Raw genomic sequence first — 17,378 nt, 5'->3', positions numbered from 1 at the left:
AAAGCAGCCTGCTGATCAGCAGGCTGCTTGTTCTCACGTTTTAGTTTTACAAAGACCCGACGGCATCTTTCACCGATGATGATCCACCGACAACTTGGAATTCCTTCCCGATCGTAGAATCATCCTGCAAGGTAGCTAAAATCACGCGCGCGACATCTTCCCGTGAGATCTCGCCTCTCTCCACAGTCTCCGCTGCTTCGACTTGTCCGGTTCCACCGTCGTTTGTCAGCAATCCTGGATGAATGATTGTATAGTTCAAGTCCGTTCTCCGCAGCCAGTCATCTGCGTAATGTTTTGCAGCGACGTACGGAGCGAAGGAAGAAGGGGCTCCCTGAATGGCTTCACGAGTCGTATCAAATGAACTGATCATGACGTAACGGTGCACGCCTTTCTGCTTCGCAGCCTCAATCGTTTTCACGGCTGCATCCAAATCGATCAACATCGTCTTATCAGGACCCGTATTCGGTCCGGAACCTGCTGTGAAAACTACGGCATCCACTCCGTCAAAAGCTGCCGCGATCTTTTCGGGGTCATCCTCGAGATCGACCACCGCTGTATCGGCTCCGAGATCTTTGAAGTAGGAAGCCTGCTCTTCCTTACGAATCATCGCCTTCGCTTCCATACCATCCGCCTCTTGAATGAACTTGACGAGGTGTTTACCTACTTGACCATTGGCACCGACAACGAGCACTTTCATGTGATTCATCCTTTCTCTATCCATTCCATTGATTCATTTTATGTTCTACCCTAAATGTTACCCTAATCCACTAAAACAAAACCGACGGATCGGTTGATCGAAAGCAGTACAATCTCTTAAGAAGACCTCTCCAGATTTTTGAACCCTTTCCTCCCGGTCACCCGTATATGTAGGAAAAGGAGGAGTTCACATGTTCAAAAAGTTACTAGCAAGTGTAGGTGTGGGCGCTGCGAAAGTCGATACCCAATTGGAAAAGGACCAATTCATTCCGGGAGAGACCGTCCATGGCAAGGTGGTCATTCAAGGGGGAGAGGTTGATCAATCCATCGACTCTATCCATATCTTCCTAATGACAGAAGCCATCCGTGAAGTGGATGATAAGAAAGTGAGAGAAAAAGTGGCCCTTCAGAAATACCCGATCGCCCAACAGGAGACGATCAGCGAAGGAGAAACCAAAGAGATTCCTTTCTCCATCCAGCTTCCTTATAACATCCCAGCCTCTCACGGAAGACTTCCGATTTGGTTTGAGACAGGTCTCGATATCCCAATGGCTCTTGATCCTGAGGATCGCGACCCAGTCAAAATCGCGCCGCACCCTTACATCCACACCGTATTAGAAGCTTTGGAAAGCCATCTTCACTTTCATTTACGCAAAGTGGAAATGGAGTACTCCAAGCATTATGGTTATGTTCAGGAATTCGAATTCACGCCAGGTGGAGATTACCGGTCATACTTAGATGAACTGGAAGCGGTCTTCTTCTTACGTGAAGGCTCCCTTGATCTTATGCTTGAAGTCGACCGTCGCGCGCGCGGGCTCGGTGGGTTGTTCGCAGAAGCATTAGAAATGGACGAAAGCCGAGCGCAAATCACTTTCAGTGACCAGGAATTGAACGGTCCATTAGAAAATGTCGCCCAAAAGCTTCAGCACACCATCGACCAATATAAAAAATAAGGCTCTATTAAAGTTCAGTGTTGATATTTGCATCAACGGATCGAAGTGACCATGAATGATAGGGTGGTAAAAGAGAATTTATTTCCAAGTGTCGCAACCTTTAGATGATCTACTTTCATGATCCAACCATTGAATCTTGTTGGATTATAATTTCGAAACTGAGTCTTTAGCTAAAGGGAGGATTGTTGAAGGCTACGTTTCGAGATGTTTTTTGAGTGGATGGGGCTGCGCGGAATAGCTCGCTTTCCGCGGGAGCGCGGTGAGCCTCCTCAGGCTAACGCCTTGCGGGGTCTCACCCTGCACTTTTTTCCTCGTAGATATCCGGTTTCTGCGCCTAGCGGCTAGTGAGACTTCCCTCACTTCTGTACGATAAGTCAACATCGAATCTCTTCGTTCTTCGTGTTTCCTTTATCTCCTCCAGCTCAGTCCAGTCCATACGCCGCCGAACGAGGCGCCTGCACACTTAAGATAGGAGTCTCGCCATTCCCCTCCGCCCCTTTGCCATGGCAGATTCTCTAAATCACTACTGGAACAATCAGCTTGAATGACTGAGGAAAGTAGATCATATAACCTCTCCACAGCAGGCATTCAGAATTTATAAGCTTGATACAGAGCACTTTATGCCTGCCTTAAAATGGGGAAGAGGGAACAATTTCTCTAGGTATAGGGGTCGTTTCTCTTTACTATGAAAGGGGTGGTTGGGAAGCTGCGAGACTCCCGCGGGAATGGATGGGCTGGCGAGACCCCACAGGACGAAGTCCGAGGAGGCTTGCCGCCATCCCCGCAGGAAAGCGAGTGGCTTCCCAGCCGCCCCTAACGCTCAACCAGGCAATGAACCCCCAGAACATCTCGAAGCTGAGTCTTCAAGAAAAGGGAGCTTTCGTTGAATAAGCCAAATATAAAAAAAGAGTCCTCTCCATGTTTGGAGAGGACTCTTTTTTCAATCCCTTAGGAAGAATTCTGTTCTTCCCTGTATGTCTTAGTCCAAAGGATGAGAACTGTGAAAAAAAACCCGCCGAAGATAAACCCAATTCTCAATAAAAGATCAGAGGTGATTACAAAAGCAGAAAACAAGAAAGAAAACCAGATCATAATCAACATCGACACTTTGGCACGTACAGGAATTCCGCGTCCTGCTTTGTAATTTTTAATATAAGAACCGAACCACTTGTTCGTCATCAGCCAGTTGTATAACCGATCCGAGCTTCGGACGTAACAAGCGCCTGTCAAGAGTAGAAAAGGAGTGGTAGGAACAAGAGGGAGGACAATTCCCAGGATTCCGAGCACAAGCGATATACTACCAACGATAATCAAAATTATTTTAACGATTTGCTTCATAGTGGACTCCTCAATGCATCGTTACTACTACAACCACCATACACTAGGCGGTCTTCCTTTTTTCAGCTTACTTTAGATTCCTCCCCCGCTTCAACTGATTCTAATGAAATTTCACGAAAAGGTCACTTTCCTAATAGAAGGAAGAGGAAGCTCCGCGGATGAAAGATTGTTTATTTTCAAAATTTTTGTTATATTGAAGAAGTTAAAACTGAATATGCGTCAGAATCAGGTGCAGATGAACACTTTTTTGTTCACCTGCTTAAAAGGGAAATCGGTAAAAAGCCGATGCTGTCCCGCAACTGTATTTGGGAGCGAACTGGAAGACCACTGTTCTCGTCAGGAACGAGAATGGGAAGGATCCAGGAAGCGATGATCTTAAGCCAGGAGACCTGCCTGATTCAGCCAACATCATTCCCTACGAGGATAGGAGGTGTTAAGTGCGAGTGGTAAGAGTATGGACAGGTGCATTCGTATGCCAGATCCGTGCTCCATCTCTGTAACGATCAACTCAACTTAACAACTTCTTTTGGAAGTTGTTTTTTTCATGCACTTAATTCGAATAAACCAGAGGTGCTTCATATGTCCTTTACCGAAAATTACGTCAATGAGCTTAAGTCCTATATTATGATACACCTGCATTCTTCTGATCCCTGTCCTCTTGAAGCGTCTTATGAGCGCTTGAAGTCTGAGGCCGTGCAGCATAAAGAGAGTTTGGATCACCTGGAGGAAGCTTATCTGCTTGTCCGGGAGGAGATTTCAGGAAAGTAGCGTGCGAATCTCGCGCGACTATTTTTGTAAGCGTTTACTCTATAAGCGATAAGGAGGAGTCATATGCAAGATCAGACCAGCTACAAACCCGGTTTAGAAGGAATCATTGCTTCAGAGACCCACCTTTCTTTTTTGGATGTAGAGGCGGAGGAAATCGTTCTCCGTGGATATGAACTAATCGAGCTTGCAGAACAGAAACAGTATTTAGATTTCATTCACCTTTTATTACAAGGAACGCTTCCGAATGGAGATCAGCGAGAGATCATTGAGCAGGATTTAAAGAAAGACTACCAGCTTCCAGAAGGCTTCTTCTCCCTATTCCATCAGCTTCCAAAGGAAACCCACCCGATGGATGCCTTAAGGACTGGAATATCCGCTCTTGCCGGGCATGAAAAACATTTGAACGAACGTCACGAAAGAGCCATCTCTCACATTGCGATCAAACTGTTAGCGAAAATCCCGAACATTGTTGCCAACAGTTATCATATCCTTCACGATCACCCAGTCATTGAACCAAAACAGGATCTTTCCTACAGTGCAAACTTTTTATACATGATGACCGGAAAAGAACCGACACCCGCTGAAGCCAGGTATTTCGATCAATCGCTGATGGTTTACAGTGAACATGAAATGCCGAACTCGACATTCACTGCGCGGGTAATCGCCTCTACCAACGCAGACATTTACGGCGCCCTGACTGGCGCTGTCGCCTCTTTAAAAGGCAACCTTCACGGTGGTGCAAATGAGGCGGTTATGCATATGCTTCTCGATGCAAAAACAACGGACGGGTTCCAACATCTTCTCTATGAGAAACTGCAGAACAAAGAAAAAATCATGGGATTTGGACACCGCGTCTATATGGAGAAGATGGATCCTAGAGCTGCATTAATGAAGCAAGCGCTTCAGGAACTTGCCCGAGACAAAAAACGTGAAGATTTGTACGCCATGTGTGAAGCAGGAGAACAGCTCATGAAAGAAGAAAAGGGATTGTATCCGAACCTTGATTATTATGCAGCGCCTGTCTATTACCTGCTGGGTATACCGATCGATCTTTACACCCCCATCTTTTTCTCTGCACGCACCCTCGGGTTGTGTGCTCATATCTCAGAACAGTATGCAAACAACAAGTTATTCCGGCCAAGAGTCCTTTACAGGGGGCCGAGGGGATTGCATCCTTAACAGCCAAGGACCGGGGTCTGCCCCGGTCGGTGGTTCATTACTTCTTACATAAAAACAGGAAAGGTGGAAAAGAACATGACAAACGTTAAAGTCGACAAAACACAAGGAACGGACGAGTTGTTGGAACACATTTCTCATTATGCCGTACACGGGGAGATCACCAGTGCAGAAGCGTTGGAAACGGCGCAGTATGTCTTAATGGATACATTAGGCTGCGGCTTCTTAGCCCTCAGATATCCAGAGTGTACAAAACATTTAGGACCGATTGTACCTGGCACTGTTGTTCCTAACGGATCACGTGTTCCCGGGACATCTTACGAGCTGGACCCTGTACATGCAGCATTTAATATTGGATGTATGATTCGCTGGCTGGATTATAACGATACATGGCTTGCTGCCGAATGGGGGCATCCATCCGATAACTTGGGCGGCATCTCTCGCTGCGGCCGATTTCATCAGCAGAAAACAGGTGGCTGATGGAGGAAAGCCTATGCAAATGGAAACCGTCCTTGAATACATCGTCAAAGCCCACGAAATTCAAGGTGTACTGGCGTTGGATAACAGTCTGAACCGTGAAGGACTCGACCATGTGCTCTATGTAAAAATCGCAACGACGGCAGTGGTGACGGCTATGCTTGGTGGAAATACAGAAGACGTTGAGAATGCTCTATCCCAGGCGTGGATCGATAATTCGAGTCTCCGCACCTACCGACATGCCCCGAACACAGGCTCGCGCAAATCATGGGCAGCCGGGGATGCGACCAGTCGTGGTGTGAGGCTGGCGTTAATGACGATGAAAGGTGAAATGGGCTATAAAACAGCTCTTACCGCTCCTGAGTGGGGATTTCAGGATGTCCTTTTCGGTGGCAAAGAACTGACTTTGGCCCGGCCTTTCGATTCCTACGTGATGGAGAACATATTGTTCAAAATCTCTTATCCTGCTGAGTTCCATGCGCAAACCGCTGCGGAGGCGGCCATCCATTTACACGATAAAATCAAAGACCGATTACACGATATAGAGAAAATTACGATTACAACCCACGAATCGGCCATCCGAATCATAGATAAGACCGGCCCCCTTCATAACCCGGCCGACCGTGATCACTGCCTGCAGTACATTACAGCGATCGGCCTTCTTTTTGGATCGCTGAATGCCGATCATTACGAAGATGAAACTGCCCGCAATCCGGAGATTGACCGTCTGCGGGATTTGATGGTGACAGAAGAAAATGAACAGTACAGCAAGGACTATTTGGATCCCGAAAAACGGTCGATCGCCAACGCCGTCCAAGTGTTCTTCAATGACGGCACCCATTCGGAACAAGTAGCGGTCGAGTATCCCATTGGTCACAGACGCCGTCGTGATGAAGGGATTCCTCTTCTCTTAAATAAATTCCAGGAAAACTTAAAAACCCGTTTTCCATTCCATCAGGTGAACAAAATTCTTAACCTGTGTGAGGATTATGAGGAACTGGCCGATACGTCTGTACCAAGATTCATGGAAATGTTCCGAATTTAGATGAATACAAAAGGAGGACGAACCCATGTCATGGATTGTTGAACCCAAATCCACTCAAGCTGAGAGAGCCGAAACGTTTCAACGTTTGATGAAACAAACGGAATTATTGAAGATACCTGGAGCTCATGATGGAATGTCTGCCAAGGTAGCAAGGGATGCCGGTTTCCAAGCCCTCTATTTATCAGGGGCCGCGTACACAGCAAGCCGCTCCCTCCCAGACCTCGGACTCATCTATTCAAACGAAATGGCCGAAAAAGCCACCGAGCTTATACGAGCTTCTGATCTTCCTCTTCTCGTTGATATTGATACAGGATACGGAGGGGTCATAAATGTTGCCCGGGCAGCAAGGGAAATGGTGGAAGCAGGTGTAGCAGCAGTACAGATTGAAGATCAGCTCCTGCCTAAAAAATGCGGCCATTTAAACGGGAAAAAGTTGGTCGTGCAGGAAGAAATGATGCAGAAGATCCGCACCATCAAAGAAGTCGCTCCAACTCTTGTCGTTGTGGCCAGAACAGATGCTAAATCAGTGGAAGGCATGGAAAAAGCCATCGAGCGGGCGAACCTTTATGTGGAAGCAGGGGCTGATGCCATTTTCCCGGAGGCCCTCACGAATGAGGAAGATTTCCGTTTTGCCTCCTCCTCCATAGAAGCACCTTTGCTTGCCAACATGACCGAGTTCGGGAAAACCCCTTACTTCACAGGTAAAGACTTCCAGTCCTTCGGGATGGACATGGTCATCTACCCCGTAACCTCCTTACGCGCCGCGGCGAAAGCTTATGAGCGGGTCTTTGCAGAAATCATGGAGAAAGACACGCAGGTCGATAAGCTTCAAGATATGCAAACACGAGAAGAATTATATAACACGATTAAATATTATGACTATGAAGCGCTGGATGAAAAAGTAGCCAAAACGGTTCTGCCGGAAATCGGAAAAGAAAACAAGTAGTCTATCAAGAGAAGGGTCCCCCCTTCTCTTTTTCTTAGGGAGGCTATGACCCTTTAACGATGTTCGCTTAGTTTATGAAAAGACGTGAGAGAAAAGAAAATCGGCCACTTTCCGCAGGACCACATAAGAAGGGGGGATGCTTCATCCAGGACGTACCGAACTGTTTTTTCTTTAGAGCCTGCTTAAGCTTCGTTTAGTTTAGGGATGGAATGGCAGGGGAAAAGGGTCAGGAGATTCTTGGTTAGTAAGGAGGGGGCCGCCATGGTCGTTCATGGGAAAATTCATTATAAACATCACCACATCGACTTTGAAGTGAAGTTGAACCATCAGGATATTAAAGAAGGAGAAATCGCCACCGAAGAGGCCAAACATGCCTTGATCCATGCCATCAATCAAAAATTCAGGGTGAAGTATCCCCTTTCCAGCACGATCGATCCTGTTCACGTCCGCAAATTTTAATAGCATGTGTAAAGGCTCTACGAATATTTCCGCCCCATGGAAAGCGATCCTTTTCCCGGAGCCTCGAAACGCACACATTGAAAATACCTTTCCATACAAGGGAGCGTTCGTTAATTAAATACATAAAAAGAGGCCGGACACTTCGTCCGGCCTCTTTTTCTTATCCGCGATACTTGATCGCTAAACCCTTCAAAAAGTTTCTAGCATATTGATCGCCGAATTGCCGGTAGTTTTTGTGGCCTTCTTTTCTCAATAAACCACTCAACTCCCCTTTCGTGATCTTCACACCTGCCGCGTCTAATATGTCGATGACGTCCTCGTTCGTCAGTTTCAACGCGATTTTCACTTTTTTCAGCATGACATTGTTCACACTGGAGTAATTTTTGATGGATCGATCCGGTTTGTTTGATTGCCCCGGTTTCGTTTCCTGAGGTCCTCGTTTAAATGTGATGAACCCGTTCAGAAAGGATTCGAGCATACTGTTCGTACACTTGATATGATCCTCATCTTCATATTCCTCGTCATCCATCTCATCCGCATCCTCTAATTTCGTGAGGACTTTCTGGACTTCCTCTTTCGTCAGATCAACGCCGCCAAGTTTAAAGATATCCACCATTTCATGATCTTTTATATCAACGGCATATCTTAATCGAATCAAGATATCATTATTATCCATCGATCAGAGCCTCCCATCCTGTTTCCTTCTCCCACTGAAGTGGATTCAGTAGAATGATTAAGTTCTAATCATAACATGTTCAAGTATAGGATAGTCTAACCGAATGGGGAAAGTTTTAAGCCGGTATACATAAACTCAATGTTTCATCATTTCGTCAGCAATCTCTTCCCCATCCATGTGGGAAGGGTAATAAGTCGGCCAGTTTGTCAGCTCCTCAAGCAACTCTTCGCGGTCAGATCCCCAGTACAGGTGATAGTGGTCCGCTTTTGTCGGATCAATGCTGTGATCACTAAATTGGATATAGACAGGGAGTCCTTCCTTTTCATCTTCCCGCTTGAAAATATAACGAACCCCTCTATTCCCCGCTTCATAAGTCAGGATTTCATATCCATCATAACGATAGTTTCCTGATACCTTATCGCCATTTTCATAAAAAGTAACTGTGTTCTCTTCGATCACGATTCGTTCGACATCTGTTTGATACCCTATTGTATAATAGTCTTTATATTCTTCGGCTGTTTTGTCTCCTTCTTCCGCTTTATGAGCAAATACTTCATTCAACGTCCCATCCTTGAGGTACGGATAAACGGATTGCCAGTCACCTTCCCAATCAGATAAAGAACGGTCTTTCACTTGCTCATCTTCAAAATATCCCTCGTAAATCTTTTCCGCTTCCTCATCATGGGAATGAGCATGATCATGAGCGTGTTCCTCTTCTGCATCGGGACTCTTTTTCGCAGCAGACAAGGCTTTCTTCAAAGTTTCCAAATTCCGTTCCATCAGAGTGAAATAATCCTCTTCACTGTTAATATCATCTTCTGTAAGGACAGATAAATTGTGCAGTCTTAGAGCTTCCGCACCAATTTCCTCCCTTACAATCTCCCCAATCTTCGGTGTGACATTCTGTTCAAAGAAAACATGCTCCAATCCGTACTTTTCTGCCAAATCAATGATGGTTTGAACTTCTTTTTGTGAAGGTTCATTCGTCGGGCTCAAGCCGGAAATCGCAAGCTGTTGGATGCCATAGGCCTGCTCCCAATACCCGTAGGCGGCATGAGAGACGATGATTTTGTTTCCGGGTAAGTCACTGATTCCATCGCGAAAGTCCTGATCTAGATCTTCCAACTTCCCTTTCAGGTTCTCAAAGTTTTCATTGAACGTCTCTTCCTGTGCCGGCATTAATTCTACCAACGTTTCTTTCACATTCTCAGCCATTTCAACCGATCGCATCGGGTCAAGCCACACGTGAGGGTCCTCATCTCCATGGTGATGGCCTTCGTGTCCCTCACCTTCTTCCTTTTCCTCCGTATGTACATGTTCGGTCAAATCGATCCCTTTTGATGCCTCCACGATCTGAACGTCCTCCGCCTCGATCGATTCAGATATTTTAGCGGCATAGGGCTCAAGACCAGCACCGTTATAAATAAAAGCGTCAGCATCCGCAAGAGCAATCATTTCTTTAGTGGTGGGTTCATAGGTGTGCGGGTCGGACCCCGGGGGCAGAATCGATTCCACTGCTGCCGCATCTCCTGCGATTTCTTCAGTAAAAAACTGAAGGGGATATACTGTCGTGAACACTTTGAGTTCTTCATTCTCTGGTTCTGTTTTCCCCTCACTGTCAGTGGCGGCTTCTTCTCCCCCACATCCCACTAATCCCAATACAACGAGAGCGGGAACAATGATACGAGCTACTATTTTTTTCATACTTTCTCCTCCTTTGTTTCAAAAACCATATTATCGTAATGATTACTGTTTGTAAATAGTAATCATTACGATAATTGGATTATTCACGGAAGGATGAAGGAAATTCCTCCTGCTGGTAGGTAAATGAGACATAAAAAAAGACCGCAGAAAGCAGTCTTTTCGTCAGCTATTTTTCTAGATTAGGGTAAAACATCACCTTCAGGAATGAACCCTGTTGACTGATTAATTGATGAAAAGTTAAAGGGCCTTCTTCCAATGATAAACGATGGGAAATCAAAGGCCGGACATCCAGCTGTCCCGTACTCATGTAATGCAGGGTGGAACTCCACTCCTTCCCGGGAAAAGGAGCGGAAATCGCATTCCATGATCCGATCACTCTCAATTCATTACGGACAATCCTTTCGAAGTAGAACCTTTCGATCTCCACATCTGCATAGGGAATCCCCATATAAAGGACCTCGCCGCCTTTTTTCGGAAGCGCAAGCACCTGCTCGGAAGTGATGGGGGAACCGGCACATTCGACAGCAACATCCACTCCCAACTGTCCGGTGATTTCCGCTACCTTTTCGTGAGGAAGGTCCACTTTAGGGTTGATCTGCACATCTGCACCGACTTTTCCGGCGATTTTCAGTTTTTGATCGTCTATGTCAATGGCAATCACTTGTTCAGCGCCAAAAATTTTCGCCCATTGGACGGCTAACAGTCCAATACTCCCACACCCCATGACCGCAACCGTAGCTCCCGGCTGGATGCTGGTCCTGTAAAATCCATGGGCCACAACGGATGAAGGTTCCACCATCGCCGCTGTATCATAATCCACATTTTCCGGCAGGGGGAGGACGTGAGTGGCAGGAAGCGTGACATATTCCGCATACGCCCCCGGATGCCGCGCCCCTATTAAGGTCAGATTTTCACATTGAGCGAGATCTCCTTTTAAACAACTATGGCACCTCCCGCAATAGAACGTCGGACAACCTGCGACGCGATCTCCAACTTTCAGGTGTTGAACGTCCGCCCCGGTTTGGACCACTTTTCCGGAAAATTCATGTCCGAACGTCATTCCTTCTATATAAGGACCCAGCTTTTTATACCTGGACACATCAGATCCGCAAATTCCAACGGCTTTCACTTCAATGACCACTTCGTCTTTCCTGTTCACCACAGGATCCGGCATATCTTCATACCGAATATCCTGTGTTCCATAAAGGTTCAAGGTCTTCATATGTCTCACCTTTGCTTCCTATCTATTTTCCGTTTCCTCCACAGCCTGGGAGCGGGAAGATCGCTGATTCATGAGTTTCCAACAAGCTCCACCTACAATGATAGAGTTGAAGATCATCTGGTGATCAAAATAGACATCTCCGATGGACCGCATCGGCCCAAGCATGAATTCTAAAAATGCATCGATCATAGTCCAACCCTCTTTTCTTACCTTTTAATCGACAGGCGTCAATAACACTTTGATGGCATCGCCTTTCTTGATGGCCTGATACGCTTCGTCCCATTTTGTGATCGGAAATTCGTGAGTCACCATTGATCGAGCGTTCACTCGACCACTGTTCATCAGTTCCAATGACGGCTCCCAGTCCGCTGATTTTTGACTACGGCTTCCGACTACCTTGATCTCTTTTTGAATGATTTTTTCTAAATTGAACGGGATCTCAGGTTGGGCGAAAATACCCACTTGGCCGTACTGTCCTTTCTTCTTCAACAAGTCCAGTCCAAGATCCGCCGCTGGGACAGCTCCCGAGCATTCATACACAACATCTGCCCCATAGCCATCCGTCAGTCCATGGACAAATTCTTTTAAATCTCTCTTTTGGATGTCGACCGCATAATCGACTCCCAATTCTTCAGCCTTGTTCAGCCGGATCTGGTCGTGAGACAAGCCGGCGATGATGACGGTTGCCCCCCGGCTCTTGGCAACTTGAGCGGTAAACAAACCGATCGGCCCAGGTCCAATGACGACCACCAAATCTCCCGGATGGATGATCGTTTTTTCAACAGCATGGTACGTACAAGCCAGTGGCTCCGTCATCGCCCCTGAACGAAAGTCGACGTCAGATGGAAGATGATGAACACTTTCCTTCCGTGCAATCAAGTATTTCGCAAAACCTCCGTCCTGCTGGGTACCAAGCCCTTTACGGTGATTGCACAGGTTGTAATCACCGTTCTGACAGTAATCACATTCTCCACATACATAGAAGGTCGTTTCAGAAGTGACACGATCACCGATTTGAAACTCTGTAACCCCTTCTCCTACTTCGACGATGACCCCGGAGAATTCATGCCCCAGAGTGACAGGTACTTTCACTTTATAATGGCCCTCATAGGTGTGAATGTCCGATCCGCATATGCCTGTATATTTCACTTCGATTTTCACCTGGTCTCTGGCTACGGCTGGCTCCTGTTTATCCTGTACTTCTAAATTTCCAAATCCAAGCTCTTTTTTCACAAGTGCTTTCAACCTAATGCCTCCCTTTAATTAAACAAGTTAAAGACTTTGAAGATAACCCAGTTGACGATGTTGCCCCCCTGGTCGATGCTAGAAATTTTGGCAGAGCCCTCAGGCATATCGAAGTCCGCATTCACAGCCATTTCTGTGAAAATAGGAGCAACATCCGTGGCCATGTACAGCGACACAGCGATCATCAATGTGCCTACAATGACGGAATGGACGATGTTTCCTCTTGCAGCTCCGACAATAAAGGCAACGACGAATGGAATGGTTGCTAAATCTCCAAACGGAAGCAGCGCATTTCCAGGGAGAATGACTGCGAGAACGACGGTAACCGGTACTAAAATCAAAGCCGTGGAAATGACCGCAGGGTGCCCAAGAGCAACAGCTGCATCCAGCCCAATATAAATTTCCCGATCTCCGAAACGTTTGGATAACCATTCACGGGCCGACTCGGATACCGGCATCAAACCTTCCATAAGAATTTTGACCATTCGTGGCATCAGAACCATAACCGCCGCCATCGCCATGCCGATTTCAATGACGTCCCCGACACTGTATCCAGCAAGAATTCCGATAGCCGCCCCTAGGAATAAGCCAATGAAGATCGATTCTCCAAAGATGCCAAAACGCTTCTGGATCGTCTCCGGATCCGCATTCCAATTCTTCACTACCGGCACTTTATTCAACAATTGCACAAGGAAAATACCGGGAGCATAAGAGATCGTACTTCCTGTGGCGATGGAAACCCCCGGAAGATCGAAGAACTTACTCACCATCGGGGCTGTCCAGTCTGCGACTTTGAGACAGACCACTTGGAAAATGACCGCCGCAATCAACCCTTGGACAATACTTCCGGAAACGGCATACACCATGGCAGCCATAAAGGTGTAATGCCAGAAATTCCAAATATCCACGTTCATTGTTTTCGTTGTTTTTGTCACAAGCATGATGACATTGACGACAAGACCTAACGGGATAATGAAGGCAGCGACGACAGATGCCCAAGCGATAGAGGAAGAGGCCGGCCAACCTACATCAATGACATTCAATTCCACACCTAGACGATCCACCATCCCCTGTGCTGCCGGTCCCAAGTTGTTAACCAATAAATCTACGACTAGAAAAATACCTACAAATGCGACTCCTATTGTCAAACCTGACCGAAATGCTTTCCCCGGTTTCTGTCCGAACAGCAGCCCTAATAAGAAAATAGCGACGGGCAGAATAACCGTTGCCCCTAAATCTAAAAATCCTTGTACGATGTCGACGAAACCCTGCATGAAATCATCCTCCCTCGTTCTTTCAGCTAACCAGTCATCCGTTTATTTTTTCAGCTCTTGTAAAATGTCTTTTTTCGTCTCCTCTGTTCCAATACCGGTCAAAAAGGATCGCGCATTGATGACTGGAAAGCGATAATCTTTCTGTGTCATGGCGGTCGTCACAAGCAAGTCCGCCGTATCTTCATAACTACCTACTTCTGCAATTTTGATCTGGACAAGATCAACGTCCAAATTGTTTTCTTTCGCCATCTCTTCAATCGCTCCGTTAACAACCGTAGATGTTGCAATTCCTGCTCCACATGCGACCAACACTTGTTTTTTTGCCATCATAAACCCCCTCCTTTTTTTGATAGATTCCTATTTTTGAAGCGCTGTCAAAATTTCTTTCTTCGTCTCATCCGTTCCGATCCCTGTTAAAAAGGAACGTGCATTAATGACAGGAAACGGATACTCCTTCTGAGTCATGGCGGTCGTCACAAGCAAGTCCGCCGTATCTTCATAACTTCCTACTTCTGCAATTTTAATTTGAACGAGATCGACATTCAGATTGTTCTCTTTCGCCATCTCTTCAATCGCTCCATTTACTACTGTAGATGTTGCAATTCCTGCTCCACATGCCACTAACACTTGCTTTTTCGCCATGTTTATTTCTCCTCTTCAAGAGCACCGAAATCCAATTTTTCTTCCAAAAGCTTTCGAATGCTCGTTTTATTTTCTTCTTCAAGAATCGTTAACAAAACCTCTTCATTTTGGAAAACAGCCATCAACTGCTGCAGTAGAGATAATTGCGAATGGGCTTCATCCATCGCCAGTAAAAAGACGATGCGGACTGGAATCGTTTCCTTATCATCACCCATGACGCCGAACTCGACCGCCTCTTCCAATACTCCTACGCTCACTGTCTTCCTATGGACATGCTCGACATCCGTGTGCGGGATAGCCACAGCCACTCCGGAAGTCGGCAGCCCAGTCGCATATTCTTTCTCCCTATCAATAATGGCAGGGATGAAGCTTTCTTTGACTAAATTCAAATCTACGAGATTTCTTCCCATTTTCTCTAATACAGCCTCTTTGGATGGTTCTTCTATATTTAATAGAATGACAGATTCGTTAAAATAGATATCCTTCACCTTCTTCACCATATGATCTATCAGATTTTTCACTCGTTTTCATCAATGGAGTATCTTTGTATTACTTCATGAATCTCTTCTGCATCTTTCATTTGTATGAGACGGTCCCGATCCTTTTCAGAACCCGCTAATTTCATGAGTTGCATCAACCCGCGCATATGTTTTTTCTTATCTTCTGCGGCAATAACAACGACGATGTGGACGATTTCCTCTGAATTAAAGGCCACCCCGTCCTCCACCTTCAATAAACTCATCCCTACTTGGTTCACTCCGTCTTCAGGAGCTGCATGAGGAATAGCAAAGTGGGGGGAAATAATAATATAAGGGTCCCTCTCCATATGGAACATCATCGTCTCCACATATCGGTCTTCAATGTACCCTTTCTTCACCAAAGGTCGTGAAGCGAGTTTCAAGGCTTCTTCCCAGGAACTTACTGATTTCCTGACTTTGATGTGATCCAATGGTAGGAAATCTTCCAAATAAAGATCTTTGCTTCCCATGTTTTGTTTAATAGATGCCTCTTCTTCACGATGCACGTAAGAATTCAGTTCTTCGACCAATGCTTTTTCATCGTGGACTGTAGCGTGACTTCTGATAATATCCATGAGATGGTCTACATGAATGTCATCAAGGAGATATCCCTGAACTTCCATCATCACCTGTTTCCTTAACCGGAGCCGATCCTCTTTATTCAAATAGGCCTTACAAGTAAACACTTTTTCCTCTGAGTCCAACGAAGTCGTGGAAAATACAAAGTCGTAATCCAATTCATAGTCTCCGAATTCCCGAACGGATAAGGAATCCAAAAAAATGAATTCAGGAAAAAGTTCTGTCAGCTGATTAAATAACAATCGGGAGACGGATACACCTTGAGGGCAGACGACAATAGCTTTCACTTTCTTCTCGATGCTTTCTCCCTGCCTGGTCATCCACCCTCCGACAAGCATCGTGACATAAGAGATTTCATTGTCAGGAATATGGGTGCCAATAAAATCTTCCAAAGGTTTGATGGACCGCTTCACAAGGTGATGGACTTCTTTCAATTCATCGGCCATCGAGGAGTGGATGACTTGTGTTTCTGTAAGTCCATATTTGATCCGGTAGTAAGCTGGACGAATATGCTGAAATAGTTTATCCACCAGGTGGTCCCGGTCCTGGAAGTAGATGCAGGCACTTTTCTCAAAAAGTTGTAGCATCTGTTCGATCTTGTCTTTCAACTCCGCTGATATATCCTCATCCGCGAGTTTCTCTGAGCGATACACATTCGTCGTCAATAAGTGGAGAGTCATAAACAAACGCTCTTCTTCCGGAATGTGAAGGGATTCGAACATCTCTCCTATGACGCTGTATTCATTCGTACCAGTAATATCCCGGTGTTGCGCTGGAAAAGAAGTGATCAGAAATCCTCGCTCCATTCTTCTTAAATTCAAGGCAAGAATGTAAGGCAACGACTCCATTTTTTCATCCGTAAATTGAATGTTGAGCAAGTCTTCAAACTTCTCAATCTTCTGTGTAAACCTTTTTAAATAGTCGGTAGACAGGTGAGCCATTTCCCTCACTATCACCGCTCCGCTCTGATTAAGCAGATCATAGATCACTTTAATAAGGACCCTGCGGATTTGGAACTCTCTTCCTTCCAGCATGTAGCCGTTCTTTCTGGAGTATGTAATCTTCACTCCATACGATTCCAAAATGGATTGTGCTTGTTTTAAATCATTAAGGATTGTATTTTTGCTGAAATCCAATTCGAAAGTAAAATGGTTCAAAGACAATTCTTCCCGGCTGAGAAGCATTAAAATAATAAAGTGTACCCTTTGTTTTTCAGACAATACGACGGGCTCCATCGAAGGACTCGGTTCGCCATTGACTTGGGCGAAAATAGACTGGTCAATAATGAACTGCCCCTGTCTCGTCCGCTCGATTTCAGGGAGGTTATGAGACACCAGCCAATCGTTGATTTTATTGAAACTGTAGCCAAGCTGGCGCCGGGTTAATTCGTATTTCTTCTCGAGAGTTGTACTCGTAATTCTCGGATTGACAACCAATTCGTGAAGGATTTTATTGCTTCTTTCATTGAGTTCCACACCCTGTCCCCCTTCCGTGTTTTCATTGTAGCACCCATGAAAGCGACTATGTATACGCTTTCATCACAAGTTAATGAATAGAGATTGTACATCATAGGGATTTACTTTTTGGCTCTGTTAAAGTTTAGTGTTGATATTACTGCAAATAATAAATTCCCATTTTTATGGAAGTTCATTATTATATT

16 protein-coding genes, 1 pseudogene and 1 riboswitch are annotated in these 17,378 nt (G+C 45.6%); of the genes and pseudogenes, 5 read left to right on the top strand and 12 right to left on the bottom strand.

All coding sequences use genetic code 11. The features are described from left to right. Window positions 1-46: 46 nt before the first annotated feature. Window positions 47-697 carry an SDR family oxidoreductase gene (locus ACXADE_RS02700; RefSeq protein WP_474978976.1) on the bottom strand — a complete coding sequence of 217 codons (651 nt, stop codon included), beginning with the start codon at window positions 695-697 and terminating at the stop codon, window positions 47-49. Between the two features lie 190 nt (window positions 698-887). On the opposite strand from ACXADE_RS02700, the gene ACXADE_RS02695 reads away from it, so the two are divergent. After that, complete coding sequence (locus ACXADE_RS02695; protein ID WP_474978975.1) at window positions 888-1,649, top strand: sporulation protein; 762 nt, start codon at window positions 888-890, stop codon at window positions 1,647-1,649. 948 nt (window positions 1,650-2,597) lie between these two features. Here ACXADE_RS02695 and ACXADE_RS02690 read toward each other — a convergent pair. Next, entirely contained in the window at window positions 2,598-2,987 is a 390-nt protein-coding gene (locus tag ACXADE_RS02690) for a YbaN family protein (protein ID WP_474978974.1), read from the bottom strand. A gap of 210 nt (window positions 2,988-3,197) precedes the next feature. Further along, window positions 3,198-3,398: riboswitch (cobalamin riboswitch) on the top strand. A 420-nt stretch (window positions 3,399-3,818) separates the two neighbouring features. Here ACXADE_RS02690 and mmgD point away from each other — a divergent pair. The 4 genes and pseudogenes from mmgD (at window position 3,819) to ACXADE_RS02670 (ending at window position 7,858) form a co-directional block, all read left to right on the top strand. After that, window positions 3,819-4,934, top strand: coding sequence for a citrate synthase (mmgD, locus tag ACXADE_RS02685; protein WP_474978973.1), 1,116 nt, complete (start codon window positions 3,819-3,821; stop codon window positions 4,932-4,934). 75 nt (window positions 4,935-5,009) lie between these two features. Beyond that, a pseudogene (locus tag ACXADE_RS02680) lies at window positions 5,010-6,453 on the top strand (bifunctional 2-methylcitrate dehydratase/aconitate hydratase). 25 nt (window positions 6,454-6,478) lie between these two features. Next, window positions 6,479-7,399, top strand: a complete 921-nt coding sequence (gene prpB, locus ACXADE_RS02675) for a methylisocitrate lyase (RefSeq protein WP_474978972.1) — start codon at window positions 6,479-6,481, stop codon at window positions 7,397-7,399. Between the two features lie 261 nt (window positions 7,400-7,660). Further along, a complete protein-coding gene (locus ACXADE_RS02670; RefSeq protein WP_474978971.1) occupies window positions 7,661-7,858 on the top strand; it encodes a hypothetical protein in 198 nt (65 codons plus the stop codon). Between the two features lie 160 nt (window positions 7,859-8,018). Here ACXADE_RS02670 and ACXADE_RS02665 read toward each other — a convergent pair whose 3' ends face one another. The 10 genes from ACXADE_RS02665 to ACXADE_RS02620 all read right to left on the bottom strand — a co-directional run bounded on the left by ACXADE_RS02665 (window position 8,019) and on the right by ACXADE_RS02620 (window position 17,193). Beyond that, window positions 8,019-8,534 carry a YehS family protein gene (locus ACXADE_RS02665; protein ID WP_474978970.1) on the bottom strand — a complete coding sequence of 172 codons (516 nt, stop codon included), beginning with the start codon at window positions 8,532-8,534 and terminating at the stop codon, window positions 8,019-8,021. A gap of 135 nt (window positions 8,535-8,669) precedes the next feature. Beyond that, a complete protein-coding gene (locus ACXADE_RS02660; protein ID WP_474978969.1) occupies window positions 8,670-10,238 on the bottom strand; it encodes a metal ABC transporter solute-binding protein, Zn/Mn family in 1,569 nt (522 codons plus the stop codon). A 166-nt stretch (window positions 10,239-10,404) separates the two neighbouring features. Beyond that, window positions 10,405-11,460 carry a galactitol-1-phosphate 5-dehydrogenase gene (locus tag ACXADE_RS02655; protein WP_474978968.1) on the bottom strand — a complete coding sequence of 352 codons (1,056 nt, stop codon included), beginning with the start codon at window positions 11,458-11,460 and terminating at the stop codon, window positions 10,405-10,407. Between the two features lie 18 nt (window positions 11,461-11,478). Beyond that, a complete protein-coding gene (locus ACXADE_RS02650; protein ID WP_474978967.1) occupies window positions 11,479-11,649 on the bottom strand; it encodes a hypothetical protein in 171 nt (56 codons plus the stop codon). Window positions 11,650-11,673: 24 nt separating this feature from the next. Beyond that, on the bottom strand, window positions 11,674-12,705 hold the full coding sequence (locus ACXADE_RS02645) for a zinc-binding dehydrogenase (RefSeq protein WP_474978966.1): 1,032 nt from the start codon (window positions 12,703-12,705) through the stop codon (window positions 11,674-11,676). Window positions 12,706-12,719: 14 nt separating this feature from the next. Then, a complete protein-coding gene (locus ACXADE_RS02640) occupies window positions 12,720-13,979 on the bottom strand; it encodes a galactitol-specific PTS transporter subunit IIC (protein WP_474978965.1) in 1,260 nt (419 codons plus the stop codon). 42 nt (window positions 13,980-14,021) lie between these two features. After that, window positions 14,022-14,306 carry a PTS sugar transporter subunit IIB gene (locus ACXADE_RS02635; RefSeq protein WP_474978964.1) on the bottom strand — a complete coding sequence of 95 codons (285 nt, stop codon included), beginning with the start codon at window positions 14,304-14,306 and terminating at the stop codon, window positions 14,022-14,024. A 30-nt stretch (window positions 14,307-14,336) separates the two neighbouring features. Then, complete coding sequence (locus ACXADE_RS02630; RefSeq protein ID WP_474978963.1) at window positions 14,337-14,621, bottom strand: PTS sugar transporter subunit IIB; 285 nt, start codon at window positions 14,619-14,621, stop codon at window positions 14,337-14,339. 2 nt (window positions 14,622-14,623) lie between these two features. Next, window positions 14,624-15,142: a PTS sugar transporter subunit IIA gene (locus ACXADE_RS02625; protein WP_474978962.1), complete on the bottom strand. Its 519-nt coding sequence runs from the start codon at window positions 15,140-15,142 to the stop codon at window positions 14,624-14,626. Beyond that, window positions 15,139-17,193 (bottom strand): BglG family transcription antiterminator, encoded by a 2,055-nt coding sequence (locus ACXADE_RS02620; protein ID WP_474978961.1) that lies wholly within the window; start codon window positions 17,191-17,193, stop codon window positions 15,139-15,141. Before ACXADE_RS02620 ends, ACXADE_RS02625 begins: the two co-directional genes overlap by 4 nt. Window positions 17,194-17,378 lie beyond the last annotated feature (185 nt).

Source organism: Halobacillus sp. ABR2_026 (assembly GCF_056158545.1).
The sequence above is the reverse complement of the archived record's forward strand: the minus strand, read 5'-3'. Positions and strand labels throughout refer to the sequence as shown.

What these genes read in the sequence shown, in the direction of transcription:
- ACXADE_RS02700 (WP_474978976.1), bottom strand. Translation starts at nt 697, where the DNA reads ATGAAAGTGCTCGTTGTCGGTGCCAATGGTCAAGTAGGTAAACACCTC.
- ACXADE_RS02695 (WP_474978975.1), top strand. Translation starts at nt 888, where the DNA reads ATGTTCAAAAAGTTACTAGCAAGTGTAGGTGTGGGCGCTGCGAAAGTC.
- ACXADE_RS02690 (WP_474978974.1), bottom strand. Translation starts at nt 2,987, where the DNA reads ATGAAGCAAATCGTTAAAATAATTTTGATTATCGTTGGTAGTATATCG.
- mmgD (WP_474978973.1), top strand. Translation starts at nt 3,819, where the DNA reads ATGCAAGATCAGACCAGCTACAAACCCGGTTTAGAAGGAATCATTGCT.
- prpB (WP_474978972.1), top strand. Translation starts at nt 6,479, where the DNA reads ATGTCATGGATTGTTGAACCCAAATCCACTCAAGCTGAGAGAGCCGAA.
- ACXADE_RS02670 (WP_474978971.1), top strand. Translation starts at nt 7,661, where the DNA reads ATGGTCGTTCATGGGAAAATTCATTATAAACATCACCACATCGACTTT.
- ACXADE_RS02665 (WP_474978970.1), bottom strand. Translation starts at nt 8,534, where the DNA reads ATGGATAATAATGATATCTTGATTCGATTAAGATATGCCGTTGATATA.
- ACXADE_RS02660 (WP_474978969.1), bottom strand. Translation starts at nt 10,238, where the DNA reads ATGAAAAAAATAGTAGCTCGTATCATTGTTCCCGCTCTCGTTGTATTG.
- ACXADE_RS02655 (WP_474978968.1), bottom strand. Translation starts at nt 11,460, where the DNA reads ATGAAGACCTTGAACCTTTATGGAACACAGGATATTCGGTATGAAGAT.
- ACXADE_RS02650 (WP_474978967.1), bottom strand. Translation starts at nt 11,649, where the DNA reads ATGATCGATGCATTTTTAGAATTCATGCTTGGGCCGATGCGGTCCATC.
- ACXADE_RS02640 (WP_474978965.1), bottom strand. Translation starts at nt 13,979, where the DNA reads ATGCAGGGTTTCGTCGACATCGTACAAGGATTTTTAGATTTAGGGGCA.
- ACXADE_RS02635 (WP_474978964.1), bottom strand. Translation starts at nt 14,306, where the DNA reads ATGGCAAAAAAACAAGTGTTGGTCGCATGTGGAGCAGGAATTGCAACA.
- ACXADE_RS02630 (WP_474978963.1), bottom strand. Translation starts at nt 14,621, where the DNA reads ATGGCGAAAAAGCAAGTGTTAGTGGCATGTGGAGCAGGAATTGCAACA.